This window comes from Planktothrix sp. PCC 11201, from assembly GCF_900009135.1.
Taxonomy (GTDB): Bacteria; Cyanobacteriota; Cyanobacteriia; order Cyanobacteriales; family Microcoleaceae; genus Planktothrix.
This window is the reverse complement of sequence record NZ_LT797701.1, coordinates 393,276-416,928: the sequence shown is the minus strand read 5'-3', so window position 1 is coordinate 416,928 and position 23,653 is coordinate 393,276. Positions and strand designations below refer to the sequence as shown.

General features: G+C 37.5%; 26 protein-coding genes and 1 pseudogene. 19 read left to right on the top strand and 8 right to left on the bottom strand.

Going from position 1 to position 23,653, the window contains the following annotated elements; all coding sequences use genetic code 11:
- Window positions 1-28: 28 nt before the first annotated feature.
- Window positions 29-265: a CsbD family protein gene (locus PL11201_RS12050; RefSeq protein ID WP_079678968.1), complete on the top strand. Its 237-nt coding sequence runs from the start codon at window positions 29-31 to the stop codon at window positions 263-265.
- Between the two features lie 126 nt (window positions 266-391).
- Here PL11201_RS12050 and PL11201_RS12045 read toward each other — a convergent pair whose 3' ends face one another.
- Window positions 392-1,195 (bottom strand): methyltransferase domain-containing protein, encoded by an 804-nt coding sequence (locus tag PL11201_RS12045; RefSeq protein ID WP_079678967.1) that lies wholly within the window; start codon window positions 1,193-1,195, stop codon window positions 392-394.
- A 134-nt stretch (window positions 1,196-1,329) separates the two neighbouring features.
- A complete protein-coding gene (locus PL11201_RS12040) occupies window positions 1,330-2,694 on the bottom strand; it encodes a salicylate synthase (protein ID WP_234996674.1) in 1,365 nt (454 codons plus the stop codon).
- A 310-nt stretch (window positions 2,695-3,004) separates the two neighbouring features.
- Here PL11201_RS12040 and PL11201_RS12030 point away from each other — a divergent pair, with 310 nt between their 5' ends.
- Window positions 3,005-3,565, top strand: a complete 561-nt coding sequence (locus tag PL11201_RS12030; RefSeq protein ID WP_079678963.1) for an EF-hand domain-containing protein — start codon at window positions 3,005-3,007, stop codon at window positions 3,563-3,565.
- Between the two features lie 234 nt (window positions 3,566-3,799).
- Here PL11201_RS12030 and PL11201_RS12025 read toward each other — a convergent pair whose 3' ends face one another.
- Entirely contained in the window at window positions 3,800-4,468 is a 669-nt protein-coding gene (locus PL11201_RS12025; protein WP_079678961.1) for a glycoside hydrolase family 108 protein, read from the bottom strand.
- Window positions 4,469-4,773: 305 nt separating this feature from the next.
- Here PL11201_RS12025 and PL11201_RS12020 point away from each other — a divergent pair, with 305 nt between their 5' ends.
- The 9 genes and pseudogenes from PL11201_RS12020 to PL11201_RS27075 all read left to right on the top strand — a co-directional run bounded on the left by PL11201_RS12020 (window position 4,774) and on the right by PL11201_RS27075 (window position 9,831).
- Window positions 4,774-6,447: a sensor histidine kinase gene (locus tag PL11201_RS12020; protein WP_079678960.1), complete on the top strand. Its 1,674-nt coding sequence runs from the start codon at window positions 4,774-4,776 to the stop codon at window positions 6,445-6,447.
- Window positions 6,444-6,824: a DUF4189 domain-containing protein gene (locus tag PL11201_RS12015; RefSeq protein WP_079678958.1), complete on the top strand. Its 381-nt coding sequence runs from the start codon at window positions 6,444-6,446 to the stop codon at window positions 6,822-6,824. The genes PL11201_RS12020 and PL11201_RS12015 overlap by 4 nt, the downstream gene beginning before the upstream one ends.
- A gap of 26 nt (window positions 6,825-6,850) precedes the next feature.
- A complete protein-coding gene (locus tag PL11201_RS27340; RefSeq protein ID WP_255377631.1) occupies window positions 6,851-7,180 on the top strand; it encodes a XisH family protein in 330 nt (109 codons plus the stop codon).
- A 22-nt stretch (window positions 7,181-7,202) separates the two neighbouring features.
- Window positions 7,203-7,340 (top strand): element excision factor XisH family protein, encoded by a 138-nt coding sequence (locus PL11201_RS27335; protein WP_369821841.1) that lies wholly within the window; start codon window positions 7,203-7,205, stop codon window positions 7,338-7,340.
- Complete coding sequence (locus PL11201_RS12005; protein ID WP_079678956.1) at window positions 7,328-7,669, top strand: XisI protein; 342 nt, start codon at window positions 7,328-7,330, stop codon at window positions 7,667-7,669. Before PL11201_RS27335 ends, PL11201_RS12005 begins: the two co-directional genes overlap by 13 nt.
- A 57-nt stretch (window positions 7,670-7,726) precedes the next feature.
- Window positions 7,727-8,146 carry a XisH family protein gene (locus tag PL11201_RS12000; RefSeq protein ID WP_079678954.1) on the top strand — a complete coding sequence of 140 codons (420 nt, stop codon included), beginning with the start codon at window positions 7,727-7,729 and terminating at the stop codon, window positions 8,144-8,146.
- Entirely contained in the window at window positions 8,131-8,472 is a 342-nt protein-coding gene (locus tag PL11201_RS11995; RefSeq protein ID WP_079678951.1) for a XisI protein, read from the top strand. The genes PL11201_RS12000 and PL11201_RS11995 overlap by 16 nt, the downstream gene beginning before the upstream one ends.
- A gap of 245 nt (window positions 8,473-8,717) precedes the next feature.
- Window positions 8,718-9,284 (top strand): annotated as a pseudogene (locus PL11201_RS11990) (GTP-binding protein); the annotation flags it as partial.
- Between the two features lie 196 nt (window positions 9,285-9,480).
- Window positions 9,481-9,831: a hypothetical protein gene (locus PL11201_RS27075; protein ID WP_144017734.1), complete on the top strand. Its 351-nt coding sequence runs from the start codon at window positions 9,481-9,483 to the stop codon at window positions 9,829-9,831.
- Here the strand turns inward: PL11201_RS27075 and PL11201_RS11980 are convergent.
- The 3 genes from PL11201_RS11980 to PL11201_RS11970 form a co-directional block, all read right to left on the bottom strand.
- Window positions 9,828-10,934: an IS630 family transposase gene (locus PL11201_RS11980; RefSeq protein WP_079678947.1), complete on the bottom strand. Its 1,107-nt coding sequence runs from the start codon at window positions 10,932-10,934 to the stop codon at window positions 9,828-9,830. The two genes, PL11201_RS27075 and PL11201_RS11980, sit on opposite strands and share 4 nt — an antisense overlap.
- A 347-nt stretch (window positions 10,935-11,281) precedes the next feature.
- Window positions 11,282-11,734: a PIN domain-containing protein gene (locus PL11201_RS11975; protein WP_079678944.1), complete on the bottom strand. Its 453-nt coding sequence runs from the start codon at window positions 11,732-11,734 to the stop codon at window positions 11,282-11,284.
- A 2-nt stretch (window positions 11,735-11,736) separates the two neighbouring features.
- Window positions 11,737-11,970, bottom strand: a complete 234-nt coding sequence (locus tag PL11201_RS11970) for a hypothetical protein (RefSeq protein ID WP_079678942.1) — start codon at window positions 11,968-11,970, stop codon at window positions 11,737-11,739.
- Window positions 11,971-12,517: 547 nt separating this feature from the next.
- On the opposite strand from PL11201_RS11970, the gene PL11201_RS11965 reads away from it, so the two are divergent.
- The 4 genes from PL11201_RS11965 (at window position 12,518) to PL11201_RS11950 (ending at window position 14,257) form a co-directional block, all read left to right on the top strand.
- Window positions 12,518-12,907, top strand: a complete 390-nt coding sequence (locus PL11201_RS11965; protein ID WP_079678939.1) for a hypothetical protein — start codon at window positions 12,518-12,520, stop codon at window positions 12,905-12,907.
- Window positions 12,908-13,046: 139 nt separating this feature from the next.
- Entirely contained in the window at window positions 13,047-13,262 is a 216-nt protein-coding gene (locus PL11201_RS11960; RefSeq protein ID WP_079678937.1) for a hypothetical protein, read from the top strand.
- A complete protein-coding gene (locus tag PL11201_RS11955; protein WP_079678935.1) occupies window positions 13,258-13,671 on the top strand; it encodes a putative toxin-antitoxin system toxin component, PIN family in 414 nt (137 codons plus the stop codon). The genes PL11201_RS11960 and PL11201_RS11955 overlap by 5 nt, the downstream gene beginning before the upstream one ends.
- Before the next feature lie 88 nt (window positions 13,672-13,759).
- Window positions 13,760-14,257 carry an ATP-binding protein gene (locus PL11201_RS11950; RefSeq protein ID WP_079678932.1) on the top strand — a complete coding sequence of 166 codons (498 nt, stop codon included), beginning with the start codon at window positions 13,760-13,762 and terminating at the stop codon, window positions 14,255-14,257.
- A gap of 13 nt (window positions 14,258-14,270) precedes the next feature.
- Here the strand turns inward: PL11201_RS11950 and PL11201_RS11945 are convergent, their stop codons facing one another.
- Entirely contained in the window at window positions 14,271-20,453 is a 6,183-nt protein-coding gene (locus PL11201_RS11945) for a translocation/assembly module TamB domain-containing protein (protein ID WP_079678931.1), read from the bottom strand.
- Between the two features lie 190 nt (window positions 20,454-20,643).
- Here PL11201_RS11945 and PL11201_RS11940 point away from each other — a divergent pair, with 190 nt between their 5' ends.
- Together PL11201_RS11940 and PL11201_RS11935 are read left to right on the top strand one after the other, a co-directional pair.
- Complete coding sequence (locus tag PL11201_RS11940; protein WP_026796558.1) at window positions 20,644-20,919, top strand: hypothetical protein; 276 nt, start codon at window positions 20,644-20,646, stop codon at window positions 20,917-20,919.
- Window positions 20,920-20,930: 11 nt separating this feature from the next.
- On the top strand, window positions 20,931-21,281 hold the full coding sequence (locus tag PL11201_RS11935) for a clan AA aspartic protease (protein ID WP_234996673.1): 351 nt from the start codon (window positions 20,931-20,933) through the stop codon (window positions 21,279-21,281).
- 518 nt (window positions 21,282-21,799) lie between these two features.
- Here the strand turns inward: PL11201_RS11935 and PL11201_RS11930 are convergent.
- Window positions 21,800-21,985: a hypothetical protein gene (locus tag PL11201_RS11930; RefSeq protein ID WP_079678927.1), complete on the bottom strand. Its 186-nt coding sequence runs from the start codon at window positions 21,983-21,985 to the stop codon at window positions 21,800-21,802.
- Window positions 21,986-22,196: 211 nt separating this feature from the next.
- On the opposite strand from PL11201_RS11930, the gene PL11201_RS11925 reads away from it, so the two are divergent.
- Window positions 22,197-22,748 (top strand): hypothetical protein, encoded by a 552-nt coding sequence (locus tag PL11201_RS11925; protein ID WP_234996672.1) that lies wholly within the window; start codon window positions 22,197-22,199, stop codon window positions 22,746-22,748.
- A gap of 238 nt (window positions 22,749-22,986) precedes the next feature.
- Window positions 22,987-23,637 (top strand): TapB family protein, encoded by a 651-nt coding sequence (locus tag PL11201_RS11920; RefSeq protein ID WP_079678925.1) that lies wholly within the window; start codon window positions 22,987-22,989, stop codon window positions 23,635-23,637.
- Window positions 23,638-23,653: the final 16 nt, after the last annotated feature.

Genomic DNA, 23,653 nt, shown 5'->3' with positions numbered 1-23,653 from the left:
CTTTACTATCCTTCAGGAAAAAACAATTATGAGCATAGAAGATAGAATCAAAGCTGCGGCTACAGATGTCGAAGGCAAATTAAAAACCGCTGCGGGTGATTTAACGGGTGACAACCAACTCAAAGCGGAAGGGGAAGCCAAACAAATACAAGCAGAAGCTATGAATGCAGCAGCCGATCTCAAAGATAAGGCTAAAAACCTAATTGATGGGGTGAAAAATGCGACTAACGATGCACTCGATGGCGTGAAAAAAAAATTGGACTAAACCAGAAAATCAAATTATATTATCGTAGGGGTTGGGTCTCCCAACCCTCTTTTTACTTGAGCAGGACTTATAATCAATCACTGAATAGTATGACGAAGTAATAGAAATAACGCATTTATCTTTAGATTATTTTTTTTGACCAGTCACAATAAAACCTGGAAAACCTGCTAAAAAACTCCCTTGGTTGTGCAGTTTTTTTAACTGATTTACCCATTGATTTAATTCGGATTCTGATATGACTTTTTGGTGAATCGCTTGCTCTAAAAGTCCATGACAAACCCACATAAAGAAATCGTATGGTGCCAGATTAGTGTGGGGAACAAAAGTGATGTTGGTTAAACCTAATTCGGCAAATATTTCTGGGAGTTTACAACCTATTAATCCATTGGGAAAACTGTCCGATATGAAGCCTACAATTTTGCGAGTTAAAGCGGGAAAAGCCGAGTTAACAAAAGTGCCGTCTAAGTAAAAATCAAAGATGGCAATTTTTCCGCCAGGACGCAATACACGAATCATTTCCTCAACTGCATTCTTGGGGTTTTCTAGGAATAATAAAACTCGTTCTGCCCGACAAGCATCAAAGCTATTATCATTCATCTGGAGAGAGTTGGCATCAGCTACAGAATACTTGACTGACAGATTTAATTTATCTGCTCTTTTCTTGGCCTCCTCAATCATTAACTCACTTTTATCGACTCCCACAACCAAACCATTCTTCCCAACAATTTGTTTTATACGTTGTACTTCCTGACCGATTCCGCACCCTACATCTAAAACGCAATCACCTTCTTTAATGTCTAAATAATTAATGATTTTCTGCTTGCATACACGCACAGAATCTATTTCGTCACATTTATCTAGAAAGTCAAATAAAAATTTTTGTTCGGTGATTTTTTCGGGAGATTGAAATCCCAGGGCTATATTTTGCATAACGTTTTTAGAAGATACTATAGCAATCCTAAATAGGTTGTAACATTTTAATACTGATATGAAAGAGCCAGAAGTATTATTTCTGTTCCCAGATCCGGCGTTCCCTATTCCCTGTCATGAATGGCTGGGATTGATTAATACTTTAATACCAGACAGCATAACATGGTGTTCATTTTGTTAACAGACTCCATGTACTCTTGTTCCGGGAGTGATTCTGCTACTATACCTGCTCCAGCATTTAGGTAAATCCAGTCATCATATTGATAGACGGAGCGGATGGCGATCGCTAAATCTACTAGTCCAGCGCTGTTTATCCAACCAATAGCACCTGCATAAATACCTCGTGGCTCGTCTTCTAGGCGAGCTATCCATTCCAACGCCTCACTTTTATCAATACCGGACACAGTAATGCCTGGAAATAAAACCTTCAGAGCATCCCATAAAGTTTTCTTTGGTTTTAACTGACCGCTCACTCGCGATGACAAATGCTGTACATAGCGGTATTTCTTGACCTGCATAAAATCAAATATTTTAACTGTTCCAGGTACAGAAAGTTTGGCTATCTCTTGTTGAGCAAGTTCGACGGAGAGCGCGTGTTCCTTAACCTCTTTAGCATTGGTAAATAATTCACTATACAGGCGAGCATCTTCTTGCGAGTTTTCACCCCGTCGCCGGGTGCCTGCCAACGGATTAGTAGTAACAAATCCTTGATTGTCTATTTGCATCAATATTTCGGGACTAAATCCTACAGCACTTACATCTCCTATATTCAGACAATATGAACGGGCAGAGTTATTAAGTTTCGTTCCGGCTATATAAGTTTTAATAACATCCAGATCTCCTTTGAGCTTTACATAACGAGAAAGTATGGCTTTTTGTAATTTACCTGCTTGAATAGCTTGAATGAGAACATCTACTTTACTTTGATAACATTCCTGCTCGTTATCAGTAACATTAATCGATATGGGTGTGGGAACGAACTCTGTTAATTGGCTATTAACCAATAACGTTTTTTTGATTTTATCTAGGGATTTTATGCTTTTAATTTTTACTTTTTGTTTAGTAATGTGAATTTCAGTTTCTGGCACAATAAAACATAAAAGTGGTTGCTGTATTGCTTTGGAGTAGCTTGAGTAGAAGCGAACTATATCAAAAGCAATATAGCCATAAGCCGTCCAATCTCTAATTGGCAAAGATGCTAATAAGGATTCTACTTGTTTAAATGGATCGCTAATAGGGACTGACAGCTTTTTTTCTGTATCTTCTAATGAGACAGCCTCGCAGCTTACTGATACTTTAAATAAGATATTGCCAGCAATACGCACTTCGTCCTGATCTTGATAAAGAATATAGTCAGAAATAATACCTTCTTGAAGCAAATTTTGCAACACAATAATAGGATGAATTTCCCCTGTTACAAACACTTCTTCGTACTCATATATTTGTGTTTCGCTCATTATATTTTCTAGCAATTTATAGTTACGAGAACAAGCACCCATTTATTCTATACTATTTTACAACTTAAATGAAACTGAACAGGGGTGCAATTGACAGTATTGACTAACTTCAGGTATTCAATTATACTGTTTAACGTGAATTTTTTAAAACTAAATAAAAGTGATCTATTTTTGATTTTACCGAAAGAAGATCACTTTTATTTTCTTTTTTACCCCGACAATGAAAACGCCCTGGCCCCAAATGGGAACTCTATTTTGAGCAACGACGCTTTCGTAGAGTGGCGGATGCGTTACCTCGTCGTCCAAAGTTACTGACCTTAATTCATTTAACTCGACAAGGAGAATATCTCTTATGAACATTTCACCATTTCTCAATAAAAAGCTCGCTCGACGTTTTAAAGGATACGACTTTGATGGCAATGGCTACGTCGAGAAAACAGATTTCGAGCAGGCTGTTGCCAGGATGTGCGAGGCATTTGGTCATGGGCCTGATTCCGCAGCGCGACAGAGGTTATATGACCTCACCATGCAACTTTGGCAGCGTCTTGTCACCACTGCCGATGTCGATGGCGATGGTCGGATCAGCGAAGCCGAATACAAGAATGCATTTTCCAACAGTATGCTTGTAACCCCTGAAAACTTTGAGCAAGGCTATCGTCCGTTTTGCGAGGCGGTCATGGAAATCGCCGATGTCGATGGCGATGGTCGTCAAAGTTTAGAGGAATATGAACTTTGGATGCATACGTTGATCAACGTGCCAAAGGCCGATACACTTGTGGCTTTCCGCCTGGTCGATAAGGATGGCAGCGGCTATATCACCACCGATGAAATGGTGGAGGCTATCCGCGAATACTACTTCAACGAAGACCCGCAATCGATTGGAAGCTTGTTGCTAGGCCCGCTTGATTCCTAACCGGCACAAGATAGACTAGTACACAGCGGCAGAAGTAACGCCAAAACGGGGTAAAGACAAGATACGCGCAAAATTTATCACGACGTAAAGTTTTGTAAAGTAGCAATGTATTTATGTCTTTCAAACATTGCCTAGTTGGGTTCAATTTAGGCAATGTTTGATGGAGAGAGAAACAGATCATAATATATATAGCGTCCTTGCGTAAGTCCTGTTGAGTTTGGAGACTTTTAAGCCTTAATTTTTAATCTTTTCTACATAACCCCATAAACTATAATCTCGACTTAACCAACCGTGAAAAAATGCCATTTGACTGGGATTTTCTTGAACCCGTTTATAACGATATAAAATTCGTTCATTAATAATTTGTAGGGCTGTGTATTGGTTATTTCCGCGTTCTAAGGCTTCCCTGGTTTCTGGATCAAATACTCCGGTTTGTGGTAATCCTAATGCTTGTTGTAAAAACGTAATTGAGTTATTAATTCCGAAGTTAACAGAAGTATCAAACATCACAATAGCGAGGGATGGGTGCATTTTTGCAGCCTCACTTCCTTGCCAATAGCTATTATAAATTTCAATTAATTCTGTCTCAGACATTTGACTCACATCTAAGCCGGGTAATCCTCGATTAGAACGATAGACATTATATTCCGCCTGGGTAATTCCTCGATAGGTTCTGCCCCCAATATCGGAGGGATGATCACTGAATCCTCCTTCAAAATACAGGGTAAATCCTAAAGCTGCATTAAATAATTTGGTTTCATAATCACTTCTAATTTTATTTCTTGCCCAACTTTGGCTACCAATCACAACCGAAAATGCTAGGGTTAATAACACCATTCCGGCGATCACCTGGGGCTTGAGTTGGGTCTTTAGTTTTCCAGGGAGCATTTGCTGCCAATTCATAGGTTTAGAGGGGATGAAATTTACCGTAGGGCTATTTAGCGCACTAGGGACTAACAAGCCAAAGTCTAGGATAGCAGATATGGTTAATAGTTGAGGCTTAGTTATTCACCCCAGCAAGGATGTCTCCCCTCCCCCACCGCTCTAAGGGGTAAACTCACCCCTAGGGAGTTCGGTTCTACGAATGTACGAATCAGGCAAATGTCGCTATGGTGAAGGGATAACAAACCGCCTTTGTCGGGGAGTGAGACTTTACTTATTTCTAAAAGTTATTTCTAAATTCTATAATTCGTTTTAGGGGGACGATGATGAACCAAATATTATTACCAACACTCAGTCAGATTTTGGCAGAAGATGAAACCCATAAATTAGGTTATTCCTATTCGTCTCAATTTCTGTGTCATTCAGAACATCATTCTAATATTTCTTCTGAGGTTAAACGATATTTAAAGGCAGAGGAAGAATGGTATAGTGGCGTTAAATCCATGAATTGTTTATTAGAAGAACTCCAATCTAATATCAATTCAATATCGGAAAATTCGATTTCAAGTTCAGACGCACTATCCCATTTAGGATTAATTATTTCCGGGCCAGTTCCGGTTTTAATTCATCCCGATTTAGCGATTCATTTTGCGACTCAAATTTTTACCCATGACCTGTCTAAATTAGGAGATGAATTAGTTTTAAAATTACGCCATCCTAAAGCCTTACTTCCGGCATCGGAGGAATTCTATAATTCTATGCCTGAAACAGAAGCCTGTCCTTTACATGGGAAAGATCCTTTAGTTAAAGAACAGTTTTGTTTAGTTTTAACAAGTCAGTTTAGTTTAGTTATGGTATTGGGTCAGGATTTAATTGGAAGTCCGGCTTTTCTGTTTTCCTTTGATCCTGATATTGTGGAAAAAGCATTATTAATTCTGCGTGATCGCATGGAATTAATTAAAGCCACAGCAAACCGAGATTTAGGAATGGAAGTAGCTAGACAAAAAGCCAAATTAGAGGAGAGCATTGCCCGGTTTATTCCGATTGAACCCAATTATAAAACGGTGATGCAATTTAGTCGTTTATTATTAAATAATTTATCCTTAGAAGTAGAAAAAAAATCAGAAATTGAACCTTTAAAAAATAAGTTAAAAACCGTTGGCATTGCCGTCAAAAAAAATTCCAATTTAGATAAAAACAAGAGTTCAAAATCTTTTCCTCCCGAGCCAGAAACGACTATTCTGGAAAATCCAATCCAAACGGCAGAAGTTGAATTATTACAAGCGATCGCCCATGAAGTTCGGACACCCTTAGCGACAATTCGCACATTAACAAGGTTACTATTAAAACGGCCAAATTTACCAGCCGAAGTAATTCATAAACGTTTAGAAATGATCGATCAAGAATGTACAACCCAAATTGATCGGTTTAACTTAATTTTCCGGGCTGTTGAATTAGAAATAGAACAAAGCCGACAAAATAGTCGAGGAAATAGTGAGGAGAAATCCCTACCATTAACGGCAATGTCATTAGGAGATGTGTTTCAAAGTAGTCTATCTCAATGGCAAAAACAAGCGAGTCAGCGTAACCAAACCTTAGAGGTAATTTTGCCCCATAAACTACCGACAGTCATCAGCGATCCGACTATGCTTGATCAAGTCTTAACGGGAGTGATTGATAATTTTACCCGCAGTCTTCCCTGTGGTAGCCATATTAAAGTCGGGGTGAGATTAGCAGGACATCAGTTAAAGTTACAATTAGAATCCCAACCCGGAAAAGAAGTTAATTCCCCCTTTGCCGTGTCTCCCCAATCTCCATTAAAATCAATAGGGCCGTTATTAATGTTCCAACCGGAAACCGGAAGTTTAAGCCTAAATATGGCGGTAACAAAAAATCTATTTCATGCGTTGGGGGGGAAACTGGTAATTAAACAGCGCCCGCAACAAAGGAACATCATGACGATTTATTTACCATTACAAAATACCTCGGAAACTGAATGAAAAAAAATTGGATCAAACAACATTTTCTATTAGTTAGTGCTTCTGTTCTCGTCCTTGAAGGTTTAATGGCCGGGGTCGCCCTAGCTCAACCCGATCGTTATGGAGCGATCGCCACCTCCATATCGGGAGGTTGGGGTTATGGTTACGATTATCCGACTCGACAAGAAGCCGAACAAAAGGCATTAAAAGAATGTGCTAAATCCGATTGTAAAGTCCAGGTTTGGTTTAAAAATGCCTGTGGTGCGGTAGCCAAGAGTCCAGAAGGAATTATCGGTTGGGGTTGGGCGATCACAAAAGAACAAGCCCAAGCAAATGCTCTAATTGAATGTGGTACCGGGACTTGCAAAATTGAAACCTGGGCTTGTACAACCCGATAATTAAGTTCAATGCTGTTTATTAGTTCATGTATCAACAAGAACTGCGAGAGTATAATGGGGGCATTGCCCACCTAACTCAATTACAAGGAGGGACAATGCCAGCAAAAGATGTTTACCATGATGCGGTTAAAAATGCTCTAATTAAGGATGGTTGGACAATCACAGCCGATCCCTATCCTCTGGAATATGAAGATGTTGAACTTTATCCTGATTTAGCAGTAGAAAAGGTCATTTCAGAAGAACAAAAACAACGTAAAATTATTATTGAGATTAAAAGTTTTATTAGTTCTTCATTAATGAAAGATTTTGAATTAGCTTTAGGACAATATATACTGTATCGTAATTTAATTCAATGAGCTTCGAGATGAATACCAAGAAATTTACTTAGCTATTAAAGATGAAATTTATGACACTTTTTTTCAAAGAAAATCAATTAAAGCTGTAGTAAAATTAAATCAAGTTGCTTTACTTGTTATTAATACGGATAAGGAGGAAATAGTAGAATGGATAAATTAACTAATTATCGTCAAACTATTAAAAAGATATTAACAGAACATGATTATCTTGCTAATCGTTCATCTAAGAAAAAATATGAAACTTGTTTAGTTTTTGATGAAACTCATGATCATTATTTATGGATGTCTGTAGATTGGGTTAATCACAAGAGAATTAATAATACTCATGTTCATATTCGCATTAAAAATGATAAAATTTATATTGAGGAAGATTGGACAGAAGAAGGAATTGCTAATGAGTTATTAACTGAAGGTGTACCAAAAGAGGATATTGTTTTAGCTTTTTATGATCCTGAAACTCGTCAATTTACTGAGTTTGCTGTGGCTTAATAGTTTTTGTTTATAATGGTAGAATTAGTGACAAAGGAGGATAATGCAAGGAGGATAATGCCAAGAAAAGATATTTACCATGATTCTTTTAAAAATGCTTTAATTAAGGATGGTTGGACAATTCTAGCCGATCCTTATACAGTTGAATATGAAGATGATAACCTTTATGCTGATTTATTAGCAGAAAAGAGTTTATTGCCAGAACAACAAAAGCGTATAATTGTAGTGGAAATCAAAAGTTTTATTAATCCTTCGCCAATGAATGATTTTCAAAACGCTTTAGGGCAATATCTTCTATATCGTGATTTTCTTGAATTTTCTCATAAGGATTATGAACTTTATTTAGCAGTAAGAAGTGCTGTTTTTAATTCTTTCTTTCAAAGAAAATCAATCCAACCTGTAATTAAACGTCATCAACTTCACTTGATTGTTTTTAATGATAAAAAAGAGGAGATTGTATCATGGATAAAATCGTAAAATATCGAGAGTTAATTAAAAGTATTTTAACAGAATATGATCAGTTAGTTCATAAATCACCTGATTATAATACTGAAACTTGTTTAGTTTTTGATGAAACTCACGATCATTATCTTTGGTTAACAGTTGATTGGAAAGAGGATAAACGACTAAAATCAACTCATGTTCATATTCGCATTAAAAATGAGAAAATTTATATTGAGGAAGATTGGACAGAGGAAGGTATTGCTAATGAGTTATTAACTGAAGGCGTACCCAAAGAGGATATTGTTTTGGCTTTTTATGATCCAGAAACTCGTAAATTAACTGAGTTTGCTGTGGCTTGATTGTATGGTTAAGTTTAACTTTGCTGTTTTTTGTCTTTTCCTAAGATTAAAAATTTTTAACGAAAAGAAACACTTGAGTTCTAGTTTAGATTTTAGGAATCAAGTGGGGGTTTTTGTACCTCTACCTCCTCTAATAACATCGCGTAGGGGGATTAGCCAGAAACTTGACTTTCAGTCTAAACACTGTGTACGATTGAAAATTATGGCTTAAACGCCTAAAAAACATAACCAGTAGGATTAAAGATATGTCGCAAGCAGTATTTGAACGTACCAAACCGCATATTAACCTTATTACTATCGGTCATACAGGTCACGGTAAAACCACACTTACCGCAGCCCTATCCAGGGTAATTACTCGTACCTATGGTGGTGAAGAAAACTCTTTTGAGCAAATTGCCACTTCTCATCATGCAGAGTACGATACTCCAACACGTCACTATGCACACGCTGACTACCCAAGTGATGATTTAAACACTAGGCTTACAGGTGATGTTAAGTTCGATGGTGCAATCCTAGTTGTTGCAGTAACTGAGGGTCTAATGCCACAAACCAGCGAGCACATTCAGATGGCAAGACAAGCTGGCGTTCCCTATATCGCTGTATTTCTGAATCAATTCGAGGATGTTGATGAAGAAGCATTAGAGTTGCTTAAAATGGAAGTGTGTGAACTGTTGTCTAACAATGACTATCCAGGTGATGATGTCTATGACCATATTGTCTGTGGTTCATCTCTAAAAGCCCTGGAAGGTGACGGGTTTGAGGAGGTAAAAATTCGAGATATTTCTGCGGTACTCGATAGCATTCCACTACCTTAAGGTGAGTGTCATGTTTCTGTGTTGTTAAACAGGGTTCCCGCCTAAAAAATACACGGATTACACAGTGAACATTTCAAGTTTAAGTGCGATCGCTTTTCTAGGGGAGGTTGAGGTGCGATCGCTCTTTGAGGTGTAGGAGAGTTATGGTGCGATCGCTTATTATAAATTATTGATATCTCTATTGCCTGGAATCATGACTGAACTCCTCAAGCAAGTTATTGCAGAAATCCAAGAACTTCCTGCCGACCAGCAAGATGCGATCGCATTGCGTCTTATGGCTGAACTGAAAGATCAACAGAGATGGACAAAGCAGTTTGAATCAACCACAGACGAGCAGTGGGATCGATTAGCTGACATGGTTCGGCAGGAAATCGCAGACGGTGACACCGTTGCGATCGCGGAAAAAATTTCAGCCTTGATGACAGAAAATTATCTCAAAGAAAGAGCAAAAAGAGGCAGTAGGGCAAAGTATGAAGCAATTTTGGCAAAAGTTCCCGATGTGAAGCCAGAAACGTATGATAAGCTGCTACGCAGCTTGATTTAATAAATAGCATTTCCTTTGTTTTTAATTTTGCGAGACCAATTAATGATTAAATCTCCTTCGTTTAACAATTTATTCAATAATTCTTCTAACTGCTCTACTGATTCAAATAGCCGATGAGCAATATATTCTTTAGCTGAGTGCCAAACCAATTCAATTAAATTAAAGTCAGGGCTGTAAGGGGGCAAAAACTCTAACCTAATATTCGGCATTTCTGCTTCTATTCTCTCTAAAATCTCTTTCTTTTTATGAAAACTAGCATTGTCTAAAATTATTACTAATTTAGGCCCAGTTTCTAAAAATTCTTCGGCTAATTTTCCCGACTCTATCCATTCTTCAACAATCCAATTATGTAAAGCTTTGATTTGTTGATAAAAGGTCTCCGATTCTCCTTTCTTAATCACAAAATTTATTCTTTTTTTATCGCTATACCTTAACCCTCCCATTAGATTTACTCTTCCTTTCCTTCTTTGTCCTGTTACTTTTTTTCGGCTTCCCTTTTTCCCCCAGGTTTTTCTTCTTATTACTCTCAAACTAAATCCTACTTCATCCCAAAACCATACTTGCAAGCGTTCAGGTGATTCTTTTTCTATTTTTAAATACTCTAACAATTTCTCTTTAAATGCTTTCCTGTGTACCGGATTTTGTTTGTCCTCTAAGCTGTACTTTGCCCAAAGGTAAACGTACTTTTTTCTTTGTAATATTCTCCTGACTTGAGAGCCACTCAACTTAATTCCTGTTGCTTGCTCTAAATATGTTGCTAATCTATTTCCTGTCCATCTCCCAAATTCATATCCGTATTCTGATGGTTCTTTTTCTACTACTTTTAGTAACATTTCTTCATATTCAGCCGTAGCTTTCCGAAAGTTTCCTTGGCTTCTTCCATCTATAAAACTCTCCATTTTATCGGGATCACCATGAACAGCCCAGTACGCTACTGTCGGATAGGAAATTTCTAAAAAATTGGCTATCTTTTGATAGGTTTTTCCCTCATTCATTAATAATAAAATTAAAATCCTTTCTCTAATTTGAGCATTTTGATTTTCTTTCATTTCTTTAAGTAATCTTTCTTTTTGCTCTTTAGACAGATGATTTTTGGCTGGCATTGGGGGTTATATCCCTAAAAATACTTAATCTTCTATTATACAATCAAGCTGCGTAGCAGCTTATCATACCCACTGTCTAACACTGCTTTGGAACCGACCGTTCAAGGTTCTGTAAAAGCCAATATTTGACTGCGGCGTCTGAACTTCACCGTTAAGGGGAAATTGAGGTGCGATCGCTTTTTAGATGTAGAGGAGTTTAAGGTGCGATCGCTTTTGTGGGGAGGTTGAGATGCGATCGCTCTTATTCGTTTTTTCCACTGTTGAGGATCACGCTTAACATGAAAACAAGTGATATCATATATTAATCTATTGCTTCCTTTCTAAATTAAACAAAGATTCTTGATAAACTATAAATATTTTTTCACAAAAGATTCAGGCGTTAAACATTCAAAATCTGCAATAGCTTTGATTAATTCCCTATTCCCTGAGATAAAACAATTTGCTTTTCCATATTTTGCCGTTAGAAAAATCTCCATATCTTCTAAAGGAATATTGCCCTTAATCCTCATTTCTATTAATAATTGATACCATTCTTGATTAGGAGTAACATAGTGAATATCTAATCTAGTAAAAATCAAGCTCAAAACTAAACCTGCTTGATCTTTATTCCATAAATATTTACCAACTCGTCGTATTTGATCAATTAACTCTGCTGAAAAAATGATTTGACTTTCTAGTTGACGATCTTGTTTTCCATAATAACCAATCGCCGTTAAAATTTTAGCTTCATCTGAATTAATATCTTGAGTTCCTATAATATAAATATTAGTATCAAGGAATAATCTATTTAATTCAAGCATTTTTAAATTAGTCCTTTCTCTGTTAACATTTCTCTTTTAACTTGCTTAATTAAATCAAGGATTTTTTCTTTAGAATCATAACCTTTCTCCCTAGCAATTTGACGCATAAATTCGAGTTCATCAGGTTCATTTTCAGCTAAAATCACTAAATCAACTTCTCCATTACTAAAATCAGTGGGGATTGTAGCTGTTACTTTCCCATTGTTGACTATTCCTTTTGTTTGGATAATTCTCATTGGACATTCCTTTTTAATAATAAACTCCAGATCATTATAACATTTTTGGATAGCTTGTAACCTTGTTACACTGATAAGCCTTATCTAATTAATGATTGGAGATCGCACGCCAAGAGCGATCTTCGCAGCTTACCGTAGGTATCCGCTTTTTGATGTGTAGAGACGTTTGGGGTGTGGAGATGGGAGGTTGAGGTGTGGGGGAGTTATGGTGCGATCGCTTATTATCAGGTATTTTTAGTTAGTATTATTATTGTGGGGTTCTTTATGGCTCACCTACTCAATTACAAAATTACAAGGAGGAGATTTTACAATAGCTCAATTATAAAAATACCGTAATTCTATTAAAAAGGTATTGTAACACATTAATTCTACAAACCTATTATAACTTACCAGATTCGGCATTGTCTTTGACCAATATGGGGTCAATTGTAATTGGTAAAAGTCTTTACTTGAAGATTTTTAAACATTATTAGTAATATTAAAATCCCCTCAAATACCTATCAATCCATGATATAGTTTCCCTGTTCAATATATTACTATCAACAAGATGGCTAAACTCAATAAATTTAAGGCTTTTTCCCTATCTACCCTACTCTATGGGATAGCAGCATTAACCTTTTTACCCATTCCCAAAGCAGAAGCCGCAACAAATTTTAACTGTCCGGGCCAATTTCCCCAAAACAGAATGCAGTTTTCTGTGAGTTATCTTGATGGCCGATTTACAACCATTACGTTAACCCCTCAAAGTGGCCCACCTCGCACCAATCAATTAAAATATGATCGACCCAACGAGCGGGGAGAATTAGTTTATCGGGGGGGTGATATGGGCGGTGCTGATATCATTGTCATCGACTTATCAAAAGGAGCCGTCCAACCTGGGACACAGGTTTCTGTCTCACTGGATGGACAGTGGGCGAGGGGAACTTGTCGGCTCTAATTCAGTTAACTTTTGACATAGGGATGATACGGAAACCGAGTTTCTGAATGATAAACACGGTTTCCGGGAAAAATATTCTGATTCTAAAAGAGTATATAATAAAGATAGATTTTAATTTAGATAAAATCAGGAGTAACAAATGGAAGCAATTACGATTAAAGTTGATAATGAAGTAGCGAAGCTTTACCAGGAAGCAGATAGTAATAAACAAGAAAAAGCAATTTGGGTTTGTAGCCTGATTCTGAAAGAATTATTAAAATCATCTGATTTTGATGAGATTGTTAAACAAGTAAGAGAAGAAGCTAAAGTTAATGGTTTAACTCCCGAAATTTTAGCCGAGTTATTAGAAGATTAATAAACTTAGAACTGTATTAGATACAAATATTTTTATTAGTGGTTTATTGTTATCAGCATCAAAAGCCCAACAGGTTTTTGATCAAGTTACTGAAAGCCAAATTCTCTTGATATCTGACAGCACTTTTGTCGAAATTTATCAAACTTTTATTCGTCCTAAATTTGATAAATATGTATCTTTAGAAAAAAGGTTGAATTTTATTGGGAGTTTAAGGCAAAAAGCAGAAATAGTGAATGTTACTGAAACAATTACTATTTGTCGAGATGCTAAAGACAATAAATTCTTGGAATTAGCAGTAAGTGGGAAAGCTGACTTGATTATTACAGGAGATCAAGATTTATTGGTATTAAATCCTTTTGAAAATATTGAAATTATTACTGTTAATGAGTTTTTAATAAGGTTTAATTAATGATCTTAGTAACTCTCTGATCACTTACCCTCCAATTATAACACTTATAAATCTATTTTTCCAACAAAATATTTTAATTTAATCAAATATGATTTGTCATTTTATGGTCGGTATTCCGGGTTCGGGAAAGTCAACGGTTGCTAAACAGCTTGCGGATCTCAACCGGGGTTTAATTATTTCGACGGATCGGATTCGGGAACAACTTTATAAAGATGAAATTATTCAGGGGAATTGGTTAGAAATTGAAGGGGAAGTCTTGCGAGAAATGGAACAGGCGATCGCATCTTCTCAACCAATTATTTATGATGCGACTAATGCTTATCGACCTTGGCGACTCGATATATTAGAAAAAATTGCTCTAATTTATCCTGAAATCCCTCGATATTGGATTGCTTGGGTGTTAGAAACTCCCATAGAAACTTGCAAACTGCGGAATCAAAATCGCCAACGTCAAGTTCCTGAATCTGTGATTGAACAAATGGGAAAAGCGATCGCAGATTTTCCTCCCACTACCTCAGAAGGATTTATCAAAGTTTATAGTTTAAAACCAGACTATTTTGACTTAAAAACTTTGATTGATTTTTAACCATCAAAACTCCTTAAAATCTCGTTTCATACTCAAACCGAACTTCACTTTCATTCCTAAAATTTGTAACTCCCCGCAACAGTATATTATCATTGAGGCGATAATTAATATTAAATTGAAACGGTTGATCAGCGGCTAAAACCCGACTCAAGGAAACATAAGCATTATCAGTCACATCTAAACCCACTTCAATTCCTACTCCTAAAGCGGAAGCTGTGCCCTTAGAACCGCGTTCGGCTACCCGCGAGGGATAAATCCTAAATTCCGTTAATCCCGTGGCGTTAATCACCTTCTGTTGGAGTTTACCAAATAATCCGGTACTGGCAATATTTGCTAATACTAATGTACTATCATCTTGGATTCCTTGAATCACACTTCCCCCCAATAAAGCAACCAATTCATTTTGAGAACGGGACGGAGAACTTTGTAACTTAATAATATCATTAATTTCCGAAGCTGGGCCGCGAACAATGGCGGTAATTCGGATCGTCCTAACGGTTCCAAATCGAGAAGGACTTAAGGCTTCCGTTTGTTCCGCCGGAAACGCTGAAGGGGGAGAAACAAACCTTAAAGTTTCAGGAACACGGGTGACTAAACGGACATCTAAAATTGGATCTAATCCCTCTGAAGGGACAAATATTGCCCGTTGGGGATAACCTCGATCTAACCTTAATTGACTGGTATAAAGATTCACTTGCCCCCCGGTTAATTCAATCGTTCCTTGAGGACGAATATCATCAAGACTGGCTAAACTTCCATTTAATTCAATCGTTCCTTGGGCATTAAAATTAATTAAAGGTGCATTTAAAATCGGGGGAGTCATGACTTGAATATTGTCACCTAAAGTCAGTTTTAATCCGTTCAAACTGACATCCACAGAAGGTTGAGTTGTATTCGTAGTATCTGTGGGTAATTTAGCGGTTTCTTGCGAAGGTAAGGTCACTTTTCCCTGACTTAATATGACTTCTCCTCCTAATTTTGGTTTCAATAATGTTCCTGTAAGAAGAATAGCACCATCAGCATTTCCTTTATAGAGTTCGGGTAAATTAAGTGTTAGTTTTTCCAGGTCTAATTGTAGAGGAGTTTGCAGATCTGGGTCATTTTCATCTAAGGGACGAGACACGGGTAAAACACCACTTAACCGGATATGTCCGGTTCCTTTATCTCCTTGTAAATCTCCTTGAATATCTTTTACTTGAATGCGATCGCCGATAAATATAGCTGTTCCACTTAATCCGACAATTGATTGTTCTAAACTGCGAGCAATTAAAACGGCATCTTGGATTTTAAATAATCCTTCTGGTTTCAGATCGAGTTTAATTCCTCCAGTTTCTGGTTGTTGTAAACTACCACTAATTCTTAATTGAACTAATCCTTTTCCTTCCTGCCAATTTAATTCAGGATTGAGCAAATTGATCACCGCTAATCCTTGATCTTTAATATCAACTCGAACATCCACTACATCACTTTCTGGGGAAACTGTTGCAAAGGGTAATTGAAAAGGTAAAGTCCCTCTAAAATTAATCGGATCGGTTTCGGTAACTAACAAACTCCCGCCAAATCTTAGTCGAGAATTATTATAACTAAAACTGCTTTGCGCTTCTTGAATTGGTTCATCATTAACCGTTGCTTCTAATAAGGTTAATTCCCCCGATGATTGGGGATTCTCTAAAGTTCCAGCAATACTCGCCCGCACATTCAATTGTCCGGTTAAATCCACATTCGGCAAATCAACAATTTTTTCAATTTCTTCTAAGCGGATATTTTTGCCCCGAAACTGACCTGATGTTTGTTGATTAGCTAAATTCAACTGTCCGCGAAAATCATATAATGCCGATCCAGCACGCAATTGTATCGGTTCAACTCGCACTACATTATCTGCAAAATTAGCTTCTAATAAAAACTGATCGGCGGTATATCTGCCATAATTCCAATCTTGACCTTTGATGGTTGCTGTTGCATTAATTCCCCCTGAAATTGAACCTTGAAATGCCATTTCCCCGGTAAATTTTCCATCTAAATCCTGTAAAGGAGGTAAGGGCTCCGCCGCGATTTCTGCCAGGGATTCTTGTAGGATTCGTCTAATTTCTTCTAGGCGTTGTAACTGTTCAAATAACGTAGCAGTAGGGGGTAAACCGACGGGAACAGGCTTTACATCGGCGGCTATTCCATAGTTTGGAGGGGTTAATCCTCTGCCTAAATCTGCTAAATTAAAGATTTTTAGGGCGGTTAAAATATCCTGTAAACTTCCTTGAGGGATTTTAATTGTACCTTCAAATTGATTTGGCACGGGGGATGAATTTGGGGTTTGAGGTGTAGAAAGACTCGCTAAAATATCAGAAACATTGGCTTGACCTTGAATAAAAATCTGAGTTATTCCTTTGCTCAGTTCAGCATCGGTTAACTTAGCAATCCCATTTTGATAACTAAAATTTCCTAAGAATAAATCGGTTTCAATATGACCTAAAATTAGTTTCTGAACTGCAATATTTCCGACTACCCCTATTTTATTAATATCAAAACTAGCTAAATTAGAGACGGTTAATTTTCCCGATGCAATGCCTTTTAATTGTCCAATATCTAGTTCAGCTAAGGGAGATAAACTTAAAGTTTGTAGAGGAAAGTCGTCTAAATTAATCTCTAAATTATTCCCTTGGGAATTTCCGACCAATAGACTATCATTCCGTTTTACTAAAAACGAAGTAGGCAAATATTGATCATCTAAAGCTAATTCTATTTTATCCCGTTCTCCCGCCAAGGCAATATTAACCTTTTGATTTGGAATAATATTCACAGTTCCTGCTAAAATGGGTTCAAAGGTGACATCTCGAACAGCAAAGTTATTTAATCTTAAATTTCCGTTTAGGTTTAAAGCAGAAGGAGTTCCAGTTAACTTACCATTAAAATCAACAATTCCAGCCACTAAAGGACTATCTCCGTTTCTAATTTCCAAGGGTAAAGCAGTTAAGAAACTTTGAACTAATGGAGATTGTAAATCAAAATTATCAGCCCGAACATTTAGGTTTAAATTAGATAATTGGGGCATACCATTTCCTTGAAATTCAACTCCAATTAAGCCATCGGTTGAAAATCCCTGGGTTTCAGCTTTTTTAATATTAATTTCCCGACCATTCCAACTGGCAATGGCTTCAAAAGGTTGTTTAATAATCGGTAATTCTGTTAGTCTTAATTGACCTAATGCCTGTATAGTGTTAGGATTAAAGGAGGCAACATTTCCTTCTCCGGTGATTTCAGTGTTTAATAATCCTCGCAATAAAGGCATATTTTCAGCTTGCTGTAATAGTCCATTTTGACGTAAACTATTTGGCATTTGAGATTCGACTAATTGGGAGAAACGACCTAAAGCAATTTGATCTCCTTTAAGGGTTGTTTTCCATTGTCCTTGGCGGGTTTCTCCGGTTGCTAAAATGACTCCTCCATCTCTACCTAAATTGACTTGACTATCGAGGAAAGCGATCAGGTTATTTGGGGAAAAATTAGTGAGATTTCCCTTGAATTTTGCTAACCCTTGTAGAAATCCGCCTGGGAAATTTAAGGCGTTAATTTCAGCTACTAAACTAGGTTGTAAATTGGCCAAGGGTAATCCTAAATTAATCAGGGGTTGTAGAGGAATTTGAGCGGTGATTACTTGACCTGTTAATTGATTATTGGCTAATTGTCCTTCCGCGTTAATAATTCCACCAAAATTCCCTAAATTAACCTGTGCTAATCCCGTAGCAATCAGAGTATTAAGATTAAAATTAGTTAAATTTCCGGTAACATTTCCTTCTCCGGTTAAACGACTATTACGAAAGTCTAAGGTCTGAATTTGATTCTGAAGGTTTGCAGGTAAATTAGCCAGGGGTAAACCTAAATTAATCCAAGGATTTAACTGGAGTTCTTTGGCATTAAATTGTCCTTTAAATTGCCCCTGATTTAGTTGACTATTGGCGGTAATTATTCCCCCTAATTGACCTAAATTAATAATTGTTTTCGCATTTCCTATAAAGTTATTTGGGCTAAAATTATCGATTTTACCCGATAGAGATCCATCAATTTGTAAAATTCCTTGACTGATATCTAAACTCTGAATTTGGGAGGTGAGAGCATCGGTTAAGTTGGCAAAGGGTAATCCAATATTAATTAACCGAGGTAGGGCTAAATTGTTGCTAGAAAAATCCGTTTGTAGGAGTCCGTTTTGGAGTTGGGCGATCGCCTTAATTGTGCTATTCTGAAAGTTAAGTTGAATTTGACTATCTGCTTTTAAGCTATTGAGGGAAAAATTTTGCAAATTTGCTGATAACTTAGCGGCTAAATCTAACTGACCATCGGTTAAATCAATGGATTGAATTTGTTGTTTAGTCTCATCAGGAATTGCAGCAAATAATAGCCCCAAATCAACTAACGGAGTCAGGGAAAGTTGATTGGCTATGACTTCAGCATTCCAAATGTTATTATTAGTTTGTTGAGCGATAAGATTAAGATTACCTTCAGCAATTTTAATCTGTGCTTTCGCCGTATTTCCTGAAAATTGAGCTTCCCCTAAAATTGGATAAATAGCTGAAGGTAAGGAGAATTGAGTCTGGGCTTTTAAGTTATCTAAATTCCCAGAAATTTGACCATTTGCAGATAGGTTTCCCATCTGAAAACTGGTGATAAATCCATAGGATTTAGCGATCGCGTCCACAGGAATATCATTAATATTAAAATCTAATTTAACAATCGGATTAAGTTCGGTTTTAGGTTGTGAAATCTGGGGATTTGGGGGTAATTTCGGCAAAGTTTTTTGGTCAACCGTAGGCTGAGGTTTTATTGGGGGTGCTAATAACCCCGTCAGTCCTGCTAATTTAATTTCTCCTTTTCCTGCGACTGACCCCCCAAGGGAAGGTTTAATTAATAGGTTTTGAATTTCAATAATTGGATCATCTGAAATCTTGAAATTTGGATCAAGTTTAGTTAAGATATTAAAATCCGTTTGAATTGTATCAAAATAAACGCGATCTAATAAGGTTTTTTGGGTTGTGGCGATAGTCCCGGAAATTTGAGGGGCGTTTAAATTTCCCTTTAAGTTAAGATTAGCTTTCAATTCTCCCGTTACCGGAAAGGGAAGGGTAACAGGTTTTCCCTGAATAGTTTCTCCGGTTTTTAGTAGGGTAGAAACTTGAACTGGTTGTAAATTTGCTAATAAATTAACTTGAGTTTTAGCCAAGTCTAAGTTAGAATTAGTTAAAACCGATCCAGTTAACCCCAGTGCTAAATCTCCCATGGTGGTATTCAACTGATCAATGATCAATTGAGTTCCCGAAAAGCGCAATTTAGCTTGACTCAAATTAACGGGTTGAGGAAGACTATCAACAGCAACTTTAACTTGATCTAAATTCAGCGTTCCCCGGATATTTAAGGGTTGATAGTTATTTAATTTAACGTTTAAATTTGTATTGAGTTTTCCCTGTTTGATCGAAATACCAGGAGTTTCTACAAACCAAGCTAAATGGCTTAAATTCAAACTATTAGCTTGAATTTGAGCATTAATTTTTCCTGTTTCTAATAAAGCATCACCTTTGATGGCAAAAGTACCTGTTTCTGCAAATTTACCCCTTAAATCCGCTTGAATCCGCTGCTGATCTTCGGTTAAATTAGCTTTGATTTGATCCACCGCAATGACAATCGGCTTTTCTTTGGCTTTCAAAAGCGCGTAGGGCGTTAAACTAATTTGAGCATTTTCAATTCCAATCGTTCTAAAAACCAATGTAACCGGAGGATTTGGATCTAACTTAAGTTGAGTATCAATCCAGTTTCCTGATGAATTTTGTTCAATATAAATATTAGGATTAACTAAGGTAATATCCAGTTGAACCTTGGGTTTAAACAAGGATAAAACAGAGAAATGAACCTCTACCGCCGTCGCTTCCCCCCTATCGGTATCCGTGGCTGTGGCGGGGATGGACGAATGACCAAAACGAATACTATTCAGGGTAAATCGTTCAAGGGGGCCAACATCAACGGGCCGTTGTAGTATCCCCTCTAAGACATTACTAATTATGGGGGCTAACCGATATCTAATCAACCAACTAGCGGTTGTTCCCACGGTTAACAGCGTAATTCCGCATCCTACACCCCCCCAAATCAGGATGCGCTTTAACCGTCGTCGGGGACGTACTATCGATTCAGAATTGGGATTCGGTGAATTAGGCATCTCAAATCTGGCTCTAAGTGAATCAACACAATATTATAGAAGTAATTCAGACTTAGAGAACCTGCTCCAAAACCCACAAGACTCCCACCTTAGAGATAATACTTGACAGGTCTGGCAGTGACCATTCTATTGATTTGCAGGGTATTATGGAGGGGTTAGAACAGGTAATGTAGCGATTGGGAGTCAACTTATGCAAGCTATCCTTTTAAGCCGCGAAGAAGTTGCTCAACGTGCAGAGCAACTGTACGAAAGCAGAATCCGCCAAGAAGTGGAAGTTGAAGAAAATATTGGCAAGATGGTCATCATAGACATTGAGACAGGTGACTATAGGATTGATGCAAATGGCTTACGCGCTGCTGACTTCTTGAGCGAGAAGCACCCCCATGCTCGACTCTTTGGGATTAAAATTGGGTACAACGTTGCTGCCGCTTTTGGTGGGGGTGTTATGGAGCGTGTAGTCAAGTGATTTCAGGGATTGTGGCTGATGGACACCCGATTATTACCATCCCATTTCGGATTCCTAATCGCGCTGACTTCCCCATTGAATTCGTGATAGACACAGGATTTACCGATGAGCTTTGTTTACCACCTGAAGCAGTGGCACTACTGAATCTCCCCTTCAGATACGATATCCGTGTGAATTTGGCAGACAACAGCCGAGTGATGTTGCCTCTTCATAGAGCAATTATTGTCTGGAACGGAGAGGAGCGAGAAGCTCGTGTACTTGCGACAGGGCGACGACCTCTAGTTGGAACTGCTTTATTGGATAGCCATGAGCTTGTGATCCAATTTACGGAAGGTGGGTTGATAACGATTGATGAGTTGTAGTCCTCAGCATCGGCACAAACGCAGGCTAACAAGTCGATGAAGCGGACGGGCGAGACATTTGGATTGTGATGCAAAGGTTATCTGCCACCGCTTATCTTGGTCGTTATGCCAATACCTCTAAGTCCGTTAAGGTTATCTGTTTCTAGCTAAGATTAGGCAAGCAAAGATGGTCGGCTTCGTTGTTGAGTCCCCAAAGGTAATCAGCGATCGCAAAGCTTAAGTAATATATAGGTGATCGGGGCATAAACCCACATTCCGCAGATATTTAAGCCAATTGAATTTCCAATTAAATTGGAATAAATAAAAGCCCAAATGACTGTCATGTAATAATTGGGGCTATTTTTAATGTAGAATAATAATTGGAATAGCTCAAAAAAGAAAAAGGGGAAAATAGTTGTAAATAAATCTAAGTTATGAGTCAAGATGAGAACTCTTGGCTGGAACGAACTTGGTTATAAAATACAAATTTGTTAAAAAAGAGGATTCTATTTCTATGAAAAAATAACAATTATTTTGGTTTAGTTAAATAACGGTAAATTAGCTATACAATCTGATAATAAAGCCTCGGAAATTGAACGAAAAACTGTAAAGGTTTTCAATTTTTTAGAATTAGTGGAAAATTTAGCCCCCATCTGCCGAATGTGGGTTTCAACATCAAAACCACCGAATTTTTCTACTAAATGGGGTGGATTTACCTTTGGCAAATCTTGATGCAGTTCTTGGTCACTATTGGAGAATATACCGAAAGTTTCTGCCTATTATTTTCTATGAGGCAAATATACCGAAAATTTCGGCTTTTTGTCCCCTAGTGGTTGATAAGACAGAAAGTTTCAGTATAATAAATAGTTAGACTGCAAACTCTTGAACAGTTGAAGATAACTTTTATGCTGAGTTAAGCTCGAAGAATTTGAAGTTATGGATTTGGAAACACAGAGATTAGTGGTGAGGCAGTTTTACGAAGAGAACCATGTGCACTTATTTGAAACAATCTGGTATGGGAGATGTGAGGGGTTCGCTCCACCATTTGAAAGGATTGCAAGCGTTACTTTAGGAGAGCTAAGTCCTTTGCAAGTAGAAATCGAGAGAATCAACCAAAATGTTCCTCAATCTGTTTCCGATGCTTTCGCTCGCCACCTCTGGTATTCTCAATGGAATTTTGCCCATCTGTTTCTTATAAAAGTTCCCATTGATGAGCAAAACTTCTTTTTTCTATTTCACCAAGGAGTCAGTGAGGATGCTTGGGATAACGACACTAGCTTGGTTGAGGTTTTTACTGAACAAGGTGAGTTTGTTGGTGCAACACATTTTAGCGATGACAAACCTGTGAAGTGGATCGAGAGACAATTTACTCACCAAGACTGTAGAGACGGCAAAAGAGGCGACCCTCCTCCTCCTTGGTCTGGAGATGATCCTAATGCTGTGTACTATAACGAACCTTTGTGGACTGAAGAGATGCTGATACGATAGGGTGCGAAGGTTGAGGAGAAAGAGACTGTTATTCGCTACGTTTGGCGTTAGTGAATTAACTCGGAAAAACCTTATGTTATTTGATTTCCAGTTTGATTGTGTTGTCCGATTAGCAATGATATTGATAGGATAGAAGGGGATAAGTCAAGTTAAGAAAACCCAGGGATTTTAATGACAATATAATCTGGCTATCAAGACTAAAGATTGGTAGATTCCTAGAGTATGGAGACTCAAAATTATGTTAAACCAAAAACGCTTTTGGGGATTATTTCTAACGATTGTCCTAGTGATGATCGGGTTCAAAAGTTTTGCCCAAACACCGCCCCCGGACTATTTCCCTTTACCTGTGGGGGGAGTGTGGGAATATCAAGCAAAAACAGCCGATGGGAAGCAATCTAAACTAACAATTAAAGTTGAAGGATTAGAAACGCAATCCGATGGAACAAACCTTTATAAAACCGAAAATAATTTAGGATTTGCACCCTTTTATATTTGGTATAGCAAACCCAGTGGATTAGTCAAAGAACATCAACAACTATATACTTTTGGAGGAAATAACACAGAATATCGCTTAGAACCTGCCAAAACTATCCTTAAAAATCCCCCTACGTCTGGGGATAGTTGGACTTGGGAGGGTAAAGAAATTGCGGTGATGACCACAGAAGTTAAAGAAAATTATCGGGTTGTCGGAATAGAAGATATTGAAGTTCCCGCCGGGAAATTTTCAACGTTTAAACTAGAAATTGAGGGAACCAAAGCCGGAAAACCCTTTAAAAAAGTGGCTTGGTATGGTAACTTTATCGGGCCGATTAAATGGCAAATTTTTGATGATCAAGGCACTTTAAAAACGACAACGGAATTAGGAAAATATACCTTTCCTCCTAATTAAATTAAGAGGCGATCGC